The 13,831-nt window shown below is 65.4% G+C and carries 16 protein-coding genes and 2 tRNA genes; 13 read left to right on the top strand and 5 right to left on the bottom strand.

The window, feature by feature from the left end; all coding sequences use genetic code 11:
• Positions 1-3 precede the first annotated feature (3 nt).
• From WYO_RS17645 to WYO_RS17635, 3 genes are read left to right on the top strand one after another with little or no spacing between them, the layout of a single operon-like run.
• Positions 4-978 carry a PD-(D/E)XK nuclease family protein gene (locus WYO_RS17645; RefSeq protein WP_007564930.1) on the top strand — a complete coding sequence of 325 codons (975 nt, stop codon included), beginning with the start codon at positions 4-6 and terminating at the stop codon, positions 976-978.
• A complete protein-coding gene (locus tag WYO_RS17640; RefSeq protein ID WP_007564929.1) occupies positions 975-2,021 on the top strand; it encodes a hypothetical protein in 1,047 nt (348 codons plus the stop codon). Before WYO_RS17645 ends, WYO_RS17640 begins: the two co-directional genes overlap by 4 nt.
• Complete coding sequence (locus WYO_RS17635; protein ID WP_007564928.1) at positions 2,021-2,398, top strand: SLOG family protein; 378 nt, start codon at positions 2,021-2,023, stop codon at positions 2,396-2,398. Before WYO_RS17640 ends, WYO_RS17635 begins: the two co-directional genes overlap by 1 nt.
• A gap of 53 nt (positions 2,399-2,451) precedes the next feature.
• Here WYO_RS17635 and WYO_RS31015 read toward each other — a convergent pair whose 3' ends face one another.
• Positions 2,452-3,312, bottom strand: coding sequence for a hypothetical protein (locus WYO_RS31015; protein ID WP_128755038.1), 861 nt, complete (start codon positions 3,310-3,312; stop codon positions 2,452-2,454).
• A gap of 151 nt (positions 3,313-3,463) precedes the next feature.
• The gene (locus WYO_RS17630; RefSeq protein WP_007564926.1) at positions 3,464-3,787 is read right to left on the bottom strand and encodes a hypothetical protein; all 324 of its coding nucleotides are present in this window, start codon (positions 3,785-3,787) and stop codon (positions 3,464-3,466) included.
• 199 nt (positions 3,788-3,986) lie between these two features.
• Here WYO_RS17630 and WYO_RS17625 point away from each other — a divergent pair, with 199 nt between their 5' ends.
• From WYO_RS17625 to WYO_RS17605, 5 genes are all read left to right on the top strand, one after another.
• Complete coding sequence (locus WYO_RS17625) at positions 3,987-4,667, top strand: hypothetical protein (protein ID WP_007564925.1); 681 nt, start codon at positions 3,987-3,989, stop codon at positions 4,665-4,667.
• A gap of 205 nt (positions 4,668-4,872) precedes the next feature.
• A complete protein-coding gene (locus WYO_RS17620) occupies positions 4,873-5,223 on the top strand; it encodes a hypothetical protein (RefSeq protein ID WP_007564924.1) in 351 nt (116 codons plus the stop codon).
• A 184-nt stretch (positions 5,224-5,407) separates the two neighbouring features.
• Positions 5,408-6,031, top strand: a complete 624-nt coding sequence (locus WYO_RS17615) for a DUF1643 domain-containing protein (protein WP_007564923.1) — start codon at positions 5,408-5,410, stop codon at positions 6,029-6,031.
• A 19-nt stretch (positions 6,032-6,050) separates the two neighbouring features.
• Positions 6,051-6,362, top strand: a complete 312-nt coding sequence (locus tag WYO_RS17610) for a hypothetical protein (protein ID WP_244424210.1) — start codon at positions 6,051-6,053, stop codon at positions 6,360-6,362.
• Positions 6,355-7,605: a hypothetical protein gene (locus WYO_RS17605; RefSeq protein WP_007564920.1), complete on the top strand. Its 1,251-nt coding sequence runs from the start codon at positions 6,355-6,357 to the stop codon at positions 7,603-7,605. Before WYO_RS17610 ends, WYO_RS17605 begins: the two co-directional genes overlap by 8 nt.
• Before the next feature lie 93 nt (positions 7,606-7,698).
• Here WYO_RS17605 and WYO_RS17600 read toward each other — a convergent pair.
• The 3 genes from WYO_RS17600 to aroA form a co-directional block, all read right to left on the bottom strand.
• Positions 7,699-7,774, bottom strand: a tRNA-Lys gene (locus WYO_RS17600).
• 95 nt (positions 7,775-7,869) lie between these two features.
• Positions 7,870-8,508 (bottom strand): (d)CMP kinase, encoded by a 639-nt coding sequence (gene cmk / locus WYO_RS17595; RefSeq protein ID WP_007564918.1) that lies wholly within the window; start codon positions 8,506-8,508, stop codon positions 7,870-7,872.
• Between the two features lie 5 nt (positions 8,509-8,513).
• Positions 8,514-9,863, bottom strand: coding sequence for a 3-phosphoshikimate 1-carboxyvinyltransferase (gene aroA / locus WYO_RS17590; protein ID WP_007564916.1), 1,350 nt, complete (start codon positions 9,861-9,863; stop codon positions 8,514-8,516).
• A 241-nt stretch (positions 9,864-10,104) separates the two neighbouring features.
• Here aroA and WYO_RS17585 point away from each other — a divergent pair, with 241 nt between their 5' ends.
• From WYO_RS17585 to WYO_RS30015, 5 genes are all read left to right on the top strand, one after another.
• Complete coding sequence (locus tag WYO_RS17585; protein WP_007564915.1) at positions 10,105-10,482, top strand: TIGR02300 family protein; 378 nt, start codon at positions 10,105-10,107, stop codon at positions 10,480-10,482.
• 179 nt (positions 10,483-10,661) lie between these two features.
• A tRNA-Ala gene (locus WYO_RS17580) sits at positions 10,662-10,737 on the top strand.
• Between the two features lie 155 nt (positions 10,738-10,892).
• Complete coding sequence (locus WYO_RS29380; protein ID WP_052311431.1) at positions 10,893-11,288, top strand: hypothetical protein; 396 nt, start codon at positions 10,893-10,895, stop codon at positions 11,286-11,288.
• A 500-nt stretch (positions 11,289-11,788) separates the two neighbouring features.
• The gene (locus WYO_RS31010) at positions 11,789-12,478 is read left to right on the top strand and encodes a hypothetical protein (protein ID WP_128755037.1); all 690 of its coding nucleotides are present in this window, start codon (positions 11,789-11,791) and stop codon (positions 12,476-12,478) included.
• An 87-nt stretch (positions 12,479-12,565) separates the two neighbouring features.
• Complete coding sequence (locus WYO_RS30015) at positions 12,566-13,744, top strand: XRE family transcriptional regulator (protein WP_165486565.1); 1,179 nt, start codon at positions 12,566-12,568, stop codon at positions 13,742-13,744.
• Positions 13,745-13,831 lie beyond the last annotated feature (87 nt).

Raw genomic sequence — 13,831 nt, 5'->3', positions numbered from 1 at the left:
GCCATGAAGATCAAGCCACACCTCGCCGGCTACGTCGGCGGCCCGGGCCTCTATCAGATGCCGGCTGACGTCTACCACGCCGACTGCGCGCCCGAGCCGTCGCTGTCCTCATCGATCGCACGCACGCTCTTGGAGTCGAGCCCGCAGCACGCCTGGATCGCGCACCCGCGCCTGGGCTGCCAGATCAAGGCGGAGCGCGACCCGAGCCGGCCAAAGGAGATCGGCACCGTCGCCCATAAGCTGATCCTCGGGCAGGGGGCGGACGTCGTGCTGATCGACGCCGACGACTATCGCTCCGCCGCAGCGAAAGCGCAGCGCGCGCTGGCCTACGCGAACGGCCACTGTCCGATCCTGCGGCCCGATGGCGAGAAGGCCGACGCGCTCGCCGACCAGGTCGCTGAGAAGCTCGCGCTCATCCCAGGCTGTGAGGGCTTCAACAAAGCGCCGGCCGAGGTGGTCGCGGTCGCCCAGGACCGGTCCGGCGCCTGGCTCCGGATCATGATGGACCGGGTCGAGATCCACCCGACCCACGCCACCATCTGGGACGTGAAGACCGGCGATCAGTCCGCCGCTCCGCAACTGCTCGGCCGTCGCGTCGAGAGCATGCAGATGGAGGTCCAGGCCGCCTTCTACGTGCACGTCCTCGCGATCCTGCTGCCGCATCTCGCCGGACGCATCCGCTTCCGCTGGATCTTCGTCGAGAACGAGTTCCCGCACGCGCTCAGCGTCGCCGAGGCCGACGGCGCCGGCATGGAGATCGGCGCCCGGAAAATGGCCGCCGCGATCCATGTCTGGAATCGCTGCCGAGCCAGCGGCGAGTGGCCGGGCTACCCCGCCCAGATCGTCCGGTTCGACTACCCCGAATGGGCCGCCCGCCGCTGGTCCGAACGCGAGGAGCTCGACCCGCAGCTCTCCGGCGTCTCGTACGACATCGCGCAGAGCCCGTTCCGCCCCCTCGATATGGAGAGCGCAGCGTGAGCTTCAGCTTCATTGGTGCCGACGCAGCCCGCGAGCGGGTCGGCCTGTTCGTCTCGCTGACCGGCGGCACCAACTCCGGGAAGACCTGGTCCGCCTGCCGACTCGCCCGGGGCATCGCCGGCCCGAATGGCCGGGTTGCGGTCCTCGACACCGAGGGCGGCCGGACGAAGCGCGTGGCTGAAGACAGCTTCGGCTTCAAGGCGGTCGTCATGGACCCGCCGTTCCGGCCCAACCGCTTCGCTGAGGCGGCCCTGGCGGCTGAGCGCGAAGAGTTCGACGCTCTCCTGATCGACAGCTTCTCGATGGAATGGGTGGGTCTGGGCGGTGTGCTCGACTGGCAGTCGCAGGAGCTCCAGCGCATGGCCGGCGACGACTACCGCAAGCAGGAGCGCATGAAGATGGCCTCCTGGATCAAGCCGAAGAGCGCGCACAAGGCGATGGTCTACGCGCTCCTGCAGCGGCGTATCCCGATCATCTTCTCGATCCGCGGTGAGGAGACGGTGAAGCCGGGCGAGAACCCCGGCGAGAAGCCGACCCGGATCCTGAAGTCGGTCTGCAACTCGCAGTTCCCCTACGAGGTCACGGTCTCGTTCCGGCTGGAAGCCGACCGCAAGGGCTACATCGACCTGTCCGACCCGAAGTCGTGGAAGATGGAGGGCGCGCACCAGGAGATCTTCAAGCACGGCGATCGGCTGAGCGAAGAGCATGGCGCCGCGCTCGCGGCCTGGGCGCGGGGGGAGACCGCACCGGCGGCCGCCCCGAAAGACCAGCCCTCACCGGCAGCGGCTCCGAAGAGCTCGCTTCAGCAGCCGACCCGCGGCGGCCGGGACAAGCTCTTCAACGATGCGCGCGACGCCGCTCGCAAGGGCATGGCGGCGCTGGAGGCCTTCAAGGCCGATTTGCCGCCGAACAACGTCCGTGCCCTCGACGCGATCGCCGCCGAGCTCGACCGGCTGGCTTGCAACGCTGACGCGGCGGACGACGGCTTCCCGGGCGATACGCCGGCCAGCGACGGCATCCCGGCGGCCGAGGTGGTCGCGTGATGCGCGTGCTCATCTGCGGAGGCCGCGACCTCGACCCGGAGTTGGTGTGGAACTGGCTCGAGGCGCACGCGACCGAGGAGTGCGCCGACGCGCTCGGCCGCGCCCAGCATGTGCTGATCACGCACGTGATTCAGGGTGGCGCGACGGGCGCCGATTCCGGGGCGTCCGCCTGGGCGCGCTCCAGCGAGATCCCGCAGTCGTGCTTCCCGGCTGACTGGGACCGCTACGGCCGGCAGGCGGGCCCGCTCCGCAATACGCGGATGCTGGCCGAGGGCCGACCAGACGCGGTGATCGCATTCCCAGGCGGAGCGGGCACGGCCGACATGGTGCGCAAGGCGCGCGCCGCCGGGCTGCCGGTGGTGGAGGCGCGGATATGACCTCGCCGATGATTATCGCAGGATGTGCAGACGATCATTTCGCTAAGCCATCTTCAAGATCGGCTCTGATCGAAAATGCGATCCCGCTCAGTCTGCATAATCATGACCTCCTTGGATATTTCCTCCAAAGATTTTGCGTAAATACCGTCCAACACGCCAAAATTAGCATCGTCGAAGCTCGCCGCTTCAGCAAGATGCCGGAACAATTCCTCTTTGGTCATAATCTTATCGGCAGCAAAAGGAGCGAGCATAGTGAGGGCCGCCCGATGCGTGTTAAGAATGTTGATCGCGCATATCCAAAGATCTTGTCCAGCCTGTCGAAACGATGGTCCACCAAGGCCGCGAGCCAACTCTTTTGTCATTTCCCCCAGGCAGCCATCAAATGCGTCGACGCGAGATTTATATTCTACAAAACTTTCCCTGATGACGCCTATCAACTGCGGCCATCGTTCGCTGGAGTGATACCGCTTGTGAGCGTCTTTAGTTCTGGCAAACGCAATTCCAGAAACCCTATACATATCAAAATGAAATGCCTCGAGCGCGACAGCAGACCTGAACGCTTTGATGGCGCTTTCCGTCCGTTGGTCCAGAACAGGCAATATTGCGATAGAACTTTGACGGCTTGCGACAGATATTTGCTCATCTGCCTTGTCAATTTGCTTGCGGACGCCAATCCAGGCAATTCCAGCTCCAGCGAGCGCTGCGATCGCACCAATCAAGGTTTGATAGCGATTGAACCAAAACTCGAAGCACCCAACCGCTTCATTAATCTTCGCCGCTTTGAATGTTGTCTCGTCCCAGCAGACGCTCTCCATGCTGATCTGAAGAGCAACCGCCGCGAGTATCAGGAGCGTCGCTCCGCCCCACGGCGCCCAGCGCCGCAACTCACCTTCGCGCACGAAGCCCTTGAACACGCACGGCCCTCTCGATCCCAAGTCGAGAGCGTAGCAGCGAGCAGGGCTTCGCGCATCGCCACCGAAGCCGCGGAGTAGCCCCATGGCCGAGTCCAGCACCATCACGCATGAGATAGCCCAGGCGCTAACAGTTGCCTGTGGTCAGACCGCTTCACTGAAGGAGGCGTCCCTCAGGGGCCATCGAACGTCCGGCGTCGAGCAAAGCGCGAACTTTGCGCATCGCATGCCGAACGATTTCGGGCTGGGCAACGTCGCTAGAATGCTCAGCGGCGAAGCTGTCCAGCGCTTCCGTGATTTGGTCTTCGATTTCGTCCATCAAGGCCAGACCGTCCAATCCTTCACGACGCAGGTGGGCGCCTGCGAGCGTCAGGTAGGCGGCGCTGGCAAGGAGAAACGCCACGCCATTGGCCTCCTGCGCTGCAGCAGAAGGTGCCTCACCAGAGCTTGCAAGGTCGTCCGGGCGGTCATCGATCATCAGTGCGCGCTCCTAAAGTTTTTCCAGCGCACGTATGCCCCTATTTTCGCACGGTACGCGTCCGTTAATACTGCGCAATATTCGACAGAATTTGATCAAAATACAATGCAGAGATGGAATGTGGCCTTTGATTTTCGCCAAGAGGTTGCATCCTCGCCGACGTTGTCGCGAAAGTTGATGATTGCGGCAGGAGGCGCCTGTGGCTGACCGTCCCATCATCTTCTCGGCGCCCATGATCCGGGCGCTGCTCGCTGGCCGGAAGACGCAGACCCGGCGGATCCTGAAACTTCAGCCGATCCCCTTTGCGGTCGACGACCAGGGCACGCTCTGTGAAGTTGGATGCCTGCATGTAGAGGGTGACCGGCGCCCGCGTGTGACGCTCGGTCGTGTCGTTACGCGGCAGGAGCTCCCGTATGCGGTCGGTGATCGCCTGTACGTCCGCGAGGCTTGGGCGCCGCTTGACGCTCTCACCCACAACGACCCCGGCGTCCAGGCTCTGGCTGACCGCGGTTTCTACAAGGCCGACGAGAGCAACGTAGGCGGCGAGATCACCCGCTGGCGACCGTCGATCCACATGCCGCGCTGGGCCTCGCGTCTCACGCTCCTGGTGACTGAGGTCCGGATTGAGCGGCTGAACGCCATGTCAGCCGCCGACGCGATCGCCGAGGGCATCCAGGACCTGCGCACGCCCGAGCACACCGACTTCGGCATCTTTGGTCTGGTCAACGCGCAGCACCCGGTCCGTGCCTTCTGGCTGCTCTGGGACTTCATCAACGGCGAGGGCGCCTGGCTCGCGAACCCGTGGGTCGTGGCGATCAGCTTCACCGTCCACCAGCGCAACATCGACCAGCTCGCGCCGATCGCCGAGGCCGCGGAATGAGTGCGGGCAGAGGGTGCTATAAGCACCACCATCATCAGCATAGGTTCGAGGTCCGCAGTGCTCGATTGGGATGGCGTGCTGAAGGCGCTGGTATTGATGGGCGGCGTCAGCGCAATCGGCTTGGTGACCACCTTCCTTTCGGTTCTCCTCTACAGATGGGCGAACCGGCGGTAGCTTCCGCCGCACGTCTGGGCTGGAGGGCGCGATGAGCCGCGCCCCGAAGCCCCTGCTGGCGCCGACCAACGACGAGCGGCGCCAGGCTGGCGAGGCCGCCCGCGCGATGCGGGCCGCAATCGCCAACCCGAACCTCGTGGGCGCCAAGAGCGTCGTGCACGTCGACCTCGCCCGTCCGCGCCGTGGTGAGTGGTGGGAGACGTGGTCGAACCTGCCGGGACTCGTCCGCGTGAACGGGCCCCGCGGCCACTACTGGCATACCCTGCTGCCAGGCTGGACCTATGCCCGATCCGAGATCGTGCCGGAGATGATCCCGGACCTTGAAGCGCTGGCCGAGCATGGCGTGCGGCCGGCCGAGGCGACGAACGGGAGGGCAGCGTGAAATCTCTATCGAAGCTGATCGAGACGATCGACGGAGCCGCCCGCGCCCTCCGTCAGAGCTGGTGCCGGCACGACTGGCGCCCCGAAGGCAATCTGATCGTGCGACCCGGCAGACGCCCGGAGACCGCGGAGCAACGCTATCGCTGCCCGAAATGCGGGGCGACACGTCAGGAGCCCATTTTCTGATGGCTGTCGAAGCCCTCGCCACCCGCGACCTGTTCGGCGTGCCCTTCGCCGACACCATCGCCCGCTCGGCCAACCTGTCCCGCTGCGGCGCCTATCGCTTCACGCTGACTCGCACCTGGTCGAGTGAGGGCGGCCACGTCTGCTTCATCGGCCTCAACCCGAGCACGGCCGACCACCGGCAGGACGACCCGACCGTGCGCCGCTGGATCCACTTTGCCCGTTCCTGGGGCTACGGCGGGTTCACCGCGGTCAACCTCTACCCGCTGCGCACCCCGTCGCCGGCCAAGTGCCGCGCCTGGGCGCAGTTCATGGACAACGGCCCGGACTGGCACGCTCGCGACGTGATCCACTTCAGCAACCTGCCGCAGCTCGTGCGCGAGGCGAAGGCGGCCGCGCTGGTCGTGGCCTGCTGGGGCGCCGGCGCATGGGATCCTGAGTTCGTCGACCACGTGCTCGAGGAGATCACCACCGGCGAGGCGCCGTGGCCAGCCGTGCACTGCTTCGGCCTGACCGCTGACGGTGCGCCGATGCACCCGATGGCACGGGGCCGGTCGCGAATTCCGGATCACGCCCGGCCGGTGCTGTGGAAACCAAACGAGCGGGGAGGAAGCAGTGCCGCGTAGCGTACCCCGTGCACCAGCTGTGCGGTTCACCGTCGATCCTGCCGATATTCCCGCCGAGAAGGTGGCGCGGCGGCTGCACCTGACCATCACGCAGTTCGAGGCGTGCAAGATCCGGCTGTTCACCCGGGGCTTCCCGCGCCCCGATCCGGACACCGGCATGTACTGCCTGGAGGCGGTCGATCGCTGGCGGCAGCGCCGGCACCCGAGCTTGTTCCCCGAATTGACGCCGGCCGATCTGGCGGTGTCTGGTGTCGCTCCTGAGAAGGATCTGGGAGCGATGGCTCGTGAAGCCTACAGGCGGCAGGCCCCGGAGCGGCGCCGGAATGGTTGACCTGCCGCGCCACGTGCGCGGTCGGCCGAACCCGTCCGGCCGGATGTATTTCAGCTTCGAGAAGTTCCGCGGGACGGAGCGCGCTTGGCCGGTGGTGCCGATCCTCGACTCGCCGCAGGACGATGCCTTCTGGCGGCGCGCCAAGCAGTGCGAGTCCCTGAATGCCGAGCGAACCGGCGATGGCTGGGCCTGGTCATGGCTGGCTGAGTCGGGCCGCTCCTACCCGCTGCCGCAGCCGCGCGGCGCCGAGGGACCGGCAGCGTTCTGGGCCGCGATCGATGCCACCGAGACCCGCGACCGCCAGGACGACGGCAAGGAGCGCAAGACCTTCGATGCCCTGATCAGCGCCTACAGAGCGCACCCGGCCTACGAGAAGCTCGCCGACCTCACCAAGCGCGACTACGATCGCCACCTGAAGGCGATTGCGGACGCCTGGGGCTCCGAGCCCGTGGCCGCACTGACATCGGTGGCCGCCCAGGAGGCGATCGACCTGCGGTCCGGCACGCCGTCAGGCGCCCGGTATTTCCGGGCCGTCCTGTCGAAGCTGCTCTCGTTCGGCGGTGCCCGCGGCTACTGCACCAGCAACGTCGCCCGCATCACCGAGAAGGTCGAGCACGAGGTCGAGCCGCACAAGCCGTGGTCCGACAAGGCGTTCGAGGCGTTCTTTGAGCACGCCCGCCCGGGCCTGCACCTGCCGGTCTACTCGGCCCTCTACACCGGCCAGCGCTCGGTAGATGTCGTGACGATGCTGCGGCCCGCGCCCGGCGCCAACGCGATCGAGCTGATCGCCCGGAAGACCGGCGCCGAGGTGTTCGTCCCGATCCACTCGGAATACCGCGAGATCTTGACCCGGACGCACATCGAGCATCCGGCCCTGCACCTGCGCGAGGATGGCGCGCCGTGGACGCTGGCAGCCTACCGCACGGCCTGGCAGCGCGAGATCACATCCAAGACCAGCAAGGGCGGCCCGGCCCAGGTCAGCGCGGCCAAGGCGACCGCGATGAAGACCCTGCGCGATGGCGCCTTCGTGTTCCACGGCCTGCGCAAGAACGCGGTGAACATGCTCCTAGAGGCCGGCAACACCGAGGCCGAGGTCTCGGCCATCGTCGAGATGTCCGAGCAGATGGTGCGCCACTACAGCCGCGACGTGAACAAGCGCCGGCTCGCGATCAACGGCATGCGAAAGCTCGAGGAGTGCTGGAAAGAGACCCGGGCCAACCTGTTCGGGCCCGGCGCTGCCTGAGGGGGTTTGGACACAGCACCCCGGTCCTTGGACACAGACCGAGCGTGGTCACAGCGTCTTATCCAATTAAGTCGCTGTGTTTGCTGGTAAAAGTGGTGAGCGCGCTGGGACTCGAACCCAGGACCTACAGATTAAAAGTCCGTTGCTCTACCAGCTGAGCTACGCGCTCGCGTCCGGGAACCGCCCTGGGGCGGCCGCGCGGGGACGGCGCGTTCGCAATAGGTGAGCGGGGCCGGGGGGTCAACACGGGGTTGTGGGTGGCGCCTAGTCCCCGTCGCCGCGGGCGCGCTCGACGATGCCCCGGGCCTCGTCGAAGGCGGCGTCCGGGTCGAGGGCCGTCGTGTCGAGACGGACCGCGTCGTCGGCCATGCGCAGCGGCGCGGCGGCGCGCGAGGCGTCGCGGGCGTCGCGGGCCTCGATGTCGGAGAGGATCGCCGCGAAGGTCGCGGCCTCGCCGCGCCCGGAGAGCTCCCGGTGACGACGGCGCGCCCGCTCCTCGGAGGAGGCCGTGATGAACAGCTTCACGTCGGCGTCCGGACACACCACCGTGCCGATGTCGCGCCCGTCCAGCACGGCGCCCTGGGGATCGGCCGCGAAGCGCCGCTGCCAGGCCAGCAGCGCGGCGCGGACCTCGGGGACCGCCGAGATCCGCGAGGCCGCCTCGCCCATGGCGCGGTCGCGCAGGCGCGGATCGTCCAGCCTGTCGGCGTCGAGGGCGTGGGCGGCCCGGGACGCGGCCTCCGGATCGTCCAGGGACAGGCCGGCATCGATCAGGGCCAGCGCCACCGCGCGGTAGAGGAGGCCCGTGTCGAGATGCGGCAGCCGGTAATGGTCAGCCAGGCGCTTGGCCAGCGTACCCTTGCCCGAGGCGGCCGGGCCGTCGATCGCGATGACGAGCGGCATGATGGTCAAGCCCCGATCCGGCCGCCGAGGGCCTGCATGGACGGCAGGAAGCTGGGGAAGCTCGTGGCAATCATCGCGCCATCGTCCACCGTGACCGGCGCCTTCGTGGCGAGCCCCATCACCAGGAACGCCATGGCGATCCGGTGATCGAGATGGGTCGCCACCGTGCCGCCGCCGGGCGCCGCCGTGCCGTCACCCTCGATCACGAGGTCGTCGCCCTCCACGCTGTGGCGAACGCCGTTGGCGGCAAGGCCCGCCGCCACGGCCGCGAGGCGGTCAGATTCCTTGACCCGCAGCTCGTGCAGGCCGTTCATCCGGGTCCGGCCCTGGGCGAAGCTCGCGGCAACCGCGAGCACCGGGTACTCGTCGATCATCGCGGGCGCCCGCTCGGGCGGGACGTCGACGCCGGTGAGGCGGCTGGCGCGGACCCGCAGGTCGGCGACGGTCTCACCGCCCTCCTCCCGCTCGGCCACGCGCTCGATCTGCGCGCCCATCTCCAGAAGGGTGGTGATCAGCCCGGTCCGCAGGGGGTTCATCATCACGCCCTCGATCACCACGTCGGATCCGGGCACGATCAGCGCCGCCACCAGGGGGAAGGCCGCCGAGGACGGATCGGCCGGAACCACCACGTCGGTCCCGCGCAGGGTCGGCTGCCCGGTGAGCAAGATCTTGCGGCCGTGGCCGCCGGGCCCGTGCGGCTCGACCCGGACCTCGGCGCCGAACAGGCGCAGCATCCGCTCGGTGTGGTCGCGGGTGGCGGCCGCCTCGATCACGGTGGTGGTGCCGGGCGCGTTGAGGCCCGCGAGCAGCACCGCGGACTTGATCTGCGCCGAGGCCGCCGGCGTCTCGTAGGTGATCGGGATCGCCTCGTTCAGACCGCGCAGGGTCAGGGGCACGCGCCCGCCCTCGGCCTCGGACAGGACCTGCGCGCCCATGCGGGTGAGCGGGTCGAGGATCCGGCGCATCGGGCGCGAGCGCAGCGACGCGTCGCCGTCGAAGGTCGCGGTCACCGGCTGGCCGCCGACCACGCCCATCATCAGCCGGGAGCCGGTTCCGGCATTGCCGAAATCCAGCACCTCGGTCGGGTCGGTGAGGCCGCCGATGCCCACCCCGCGCACCACCCAGCGTCCCTCGCCGAGGCGCTCGACCCCGGCACCCAGCGCCTTCGCGGCGGCGGCGGTGCGCAGCACGTCGTCGCCCTCCAGCAGCCCCTCGACCCGGGTCTCGCCCTGGCTCAGCAGCCCCAGGATCATGGCCCGGTGCGAGATCGACTTGTCGCCCGGCGGACGCAGGCGCCCGGTGAGCGGCGCGCCGGGGGCGGCGGTGAGGGGCTGAGGAGGCGAATCGTGCGACACGGGGCGTCCGTTCGGGAATCTCAGGTGGGCCGGGATCCGGCGCCTCGCGCGGGGGCGCCGCGGGGCTACAATCGGACCGTGAACTGGCGGCGCGGTTAACACGCGCATCGGCCCGCGTCATCCATCGCACTCGCCCGGCGCCGCTTCGAAAACGGGATCCTGCGGCTCGATTGACAGGGGCTGGGGCCGCGACTAACGGGCCCGTCTTCCGAAGACAGCAGAGACGACGAGGTGTCCGCCCGTGGCCCGACCCGAACTTGGCATGAAGCGCCAATGCATGAGTTGCGGCGCGAAGTTCTACGACCTCGCCCGCGATCCCGCCACCTGCCCGAAATGCGGCGCGGCCTACCAGGCGGCGGCGAGCCGCGTGGCGGCGCCCGCCTTGGCGCGGGGGCCTGAGGCCGACGACGAGGATGAGACGGACGAGAAGGGTCCGGAGCTGGTCTCGCTCGACGAGGTCGAGGCCGCCGAGGACGAGGCGGATCCCACGCCCGAGGACGAGGCCGGCGACGAGGACGGCGAATCCGCCGAGGACGACACCTTCCTCGAGGAGGAGGATTCCGGCGACGACGTCTCCGACCTGATCGACGGCGATATCGAAACCGACGAAGAGAGCTGAATCCCGTCTGCGCCGTCCCTTCGAAGACCCTGCGCAGAGTCGGAGAGGGGCCGGCGTCCCGGCGAAGAATCCCGAAAAAAAGGGGTTGAGTCCGCGTCACGAGCCGCCTATAGAACCGGCGTCGCCGGACGCAACCCGGACGGCGAGACCCCGCGGGACCCAAACCGCGGCGGACAAGTGGGGCCTTAGCTCAGCTGGGAGAGCGCTTCCATGGCATGGAAGAGGTCATCGGTTCGATCCCGTTAGGCTCCACCATTCTTCCTTCAGTACCTCGATAAATGTTCGGGGACAGTGACTTAGCGGCACTAAATAGGTCGCCGCGTACCCCACCAAATACCCCGATTGAGTACCCCACGACCAAGTGGTTATGTGGTCCCGAACGATCCGCTTGGATCGACGGGGGAACGGCCATGACGGCAGCCACGGGCGGTTCGACGCTCGACCTTACTCTCCTCCGTGCGGCCGACGATGGGCCGATGGACGGGCGTGAGGTCCAGGACGCCATAGCCGGGATCAGTCGAGAACTTCACCGCTCAGGTGTGCGGTATTCGCAACGGGGCATGGCGTTCGATAGCGCCGATGCCATGGGGTTCGCGCTCCCCGAGTACATCATTCCCCTCGCCCAAGCCGTTGGACCGACCCTTGGTGTGATCCTCGTCGCTTGGTTGCAGGGTCGGGCAGGTCGGAAGGTCCGGCTTAAGGTCGGCGATGTCGAGGCCGAGGCTCGTACGGCGGATGAGGTTGAACGCCTGCTCACAAAGGCGGCCGAGATGCAGCGTGCGAAGGACGAGCCAAAGGGTAGCTGAGGCGATTTGCATCCCGCGCTTGGACGCCGGCCGCCGCATGACGACGGTTGATTCGCTACGGTCTTAGGGCTGTTCGCCGTACTAGAAGCGAGGAGCCGTAGATCGAAGTCATTGCAGCCGCAGACGGCAATCCGATGAGCCTTGAGGCATGTGCCCACGAGCAAGCCGACGAGCCTTGATGCCAGGATGCATGGCGAGCATCACCGCGTAGTTGGCGCGGACGGCGGGAGACCCTCCATACCAGTCCTGACCGTTGTAATCGTTGATGTTTTCCGGACGCCTCGATCGGCCTTTGTAGCGTCCTTTGTAGCGGTTGGCGAGGAAAAACGAAGTTCCCAAGCTGTTCAGGACCTCCCTGATACAAGGCCCGTCACATGCAACTCAGCCGGTGGTCTAAGCGACCGGCCGCCTGTTTAGGGATGGCCAGCCCAGCGGCTTGCTTTCCGGGACAAAATCGAGTAAGAATCCCATATAACGGAATTCCGGCGAAAGGCCTCGTTATGGACCTCGGAGCTGAACTGGTACGTGTGATTCCTTTAGGGTTCATTCTCGATCTGGAGGAGCGGATTAGGGCAGCCGGTAGCGAGGCGAAGGATCGGACGCGGGAAGCTAGGCTCGGTTCACGCAGCCGCCCCCGTATCGTTGGTCAGTTGCGGACCGGCATTATCGAGCATGCGCTGGTGGAGGTGGCACACCAAAACGGTTATGCGGCGAGCGAAGTTGGTTCGGTTGAGGGCACGGACGCGTACCTCCATCAGGCTCATGCTCGCATTGGCACCGCCGTGGTTGTGAGGGCCTCCATTGCTGAGTCAGGGACGCTTCCCTCCACGAATAAGTCGAGAAAGCGGCTGCTGGAGAAGCTCAATCGACACATTGATTCTACAGTCGATTTGTTCGATCCGACCGCTGCTGAGAAGCTAACCAGTCAGCCGCTGGCCGTGTTCCTCTTGGTCTGCCCAAACCGACAGCAAGAAGATGGGATCGGGGAAATAGCTATCGCGTTGGTAGATAGCCGGCATCAAGAATTTCGCTTCTATGAATCGCTTGAGGCCTACAAGGCGCGTTACGCCCCGGCCGCAGTTCCCGTCAGCGAGCCGATCCAGCTCAGGCGTAAGAAGGCCGAGCCGTATCGTGCGCCGGAAGATGCGCCGGATAGAAGCGACAAAAAATCGGGTGGTCAGGGTGCGTGAGGCAAGCTACTCCGCGCACGAAGATAAGGTACCTGCAAGCTGAACGGTGCCGTGGAGAAAACGATGCGAGCCGGGACGCCGGGCTTTGTGCCCGAACGCCTTGTAGAAGCTAGAGAGGCCCGAGGAATAGCCACCCAATTGGCGCTGGCTAATCTCATCGGGAAGCCTCGCAGCACTGTGTCTCGCTGGGAAACCGGCGAGGCGACCCCTGAGCCGGAAACCCTTGACGCTCTTGCAGCTCAGCTAAATGTAAGGCGAAGCTACTTCTTGCGTCCTGTCCAAGCGACTGGGCACGGTGCCTTCTTCGCCCGCGCGCGTAAGAGTGTCGAGAAGGGCGTGCAAAGTGCTGTCCGGGCGCGTCTTAAGTGGACGACAGATATATCACTTGTGCTCCAGCATTATTTTGATTTCCCTCATTATGATGTACCGGAATCGTTGAGATCGATATCATACAAATCTCTGCGAGATGAGGATATCGAAGAGATCGCTGTGACGCTTCGGGCGCATTGGCATTTAGGAGAGGGGCCAATCTCCAGCATGGTTGGTGTGCTGGAAGCTCATGGCTTTGTTGTAGCTAGAGATGAGGTCGGATCTGGTCGACTCGATGGCCTATGTCATTGGTCGGAAGTTGACGAGCGTCCATACATTCTCTTAGCAACTGACAAGCAGTCTTTCTTTCGGTCGCAAATGGATGCGGCTCATGAGATGGGCCATGCAATTTTACATCGTGGAGTAGATCAGGCTGCGTTCGAGCGAGATTTCGACCTCATCGAGACGCAAGCCTTTCGTTTAGCTAGTGCTTTTCTGATGCCAGGCAGGACGTTTTCCTTAGAGGCGCGTTACCCGACTCTCAACGGCCTGCTCACCATGAAAGAAAGGTGGCGTGTCTCAGTCAAGGCGATGATTAAGCGTTGCACTGATCTCGGGATTATCACCGATGTGACGTCAACGCAGTTATACAAGCATTACAGCGCCAAAGGATGGAACCGTGGGGAGCCGCTAGATCGTGAGTTTCCCGAAGATCCGCCCAAACTTTTGGCTCGCGCAATCAAGGATTTGGTTGAAAGTGGCGAACGCAGTAAGATGGAACTCATGGAGAACGAGTTTATCATCCCTGCTAGCGATATCGAAACACTTACAAGTCTTCCTCGTGGGTGGCTTCGAAGTGATGGAGATGTCGTGAGTTTTCCTCTTCAGCGGCGGACTACCCAAAGTTCTGAAGGCGAAGTGATAAATCTCTTTGGGTGGCACCAATCGAAGCGATAGACTGCTCTTAGATGACTTATGTGTATGGGGCGCAGCATAAGGTCGGGCAGCACCAGAAGCTGGGTCGTGATCGTTTATCGAAGCGGA

Source organism: Methylobacterium sp. GXF4 (genome assembly GCF_000272495.1).
GTDB classification, from domain to species: domain Bacteria; phylum Pseudomonadota; class Alphaproteobacteria; order Rhizobiales; family Beijerinckiaceae; genus Methylobacterium; species Methylobacterium brachiatum.
This window is presented reverse-complemented; position numbering and strand designations above follow the sequence as displayed.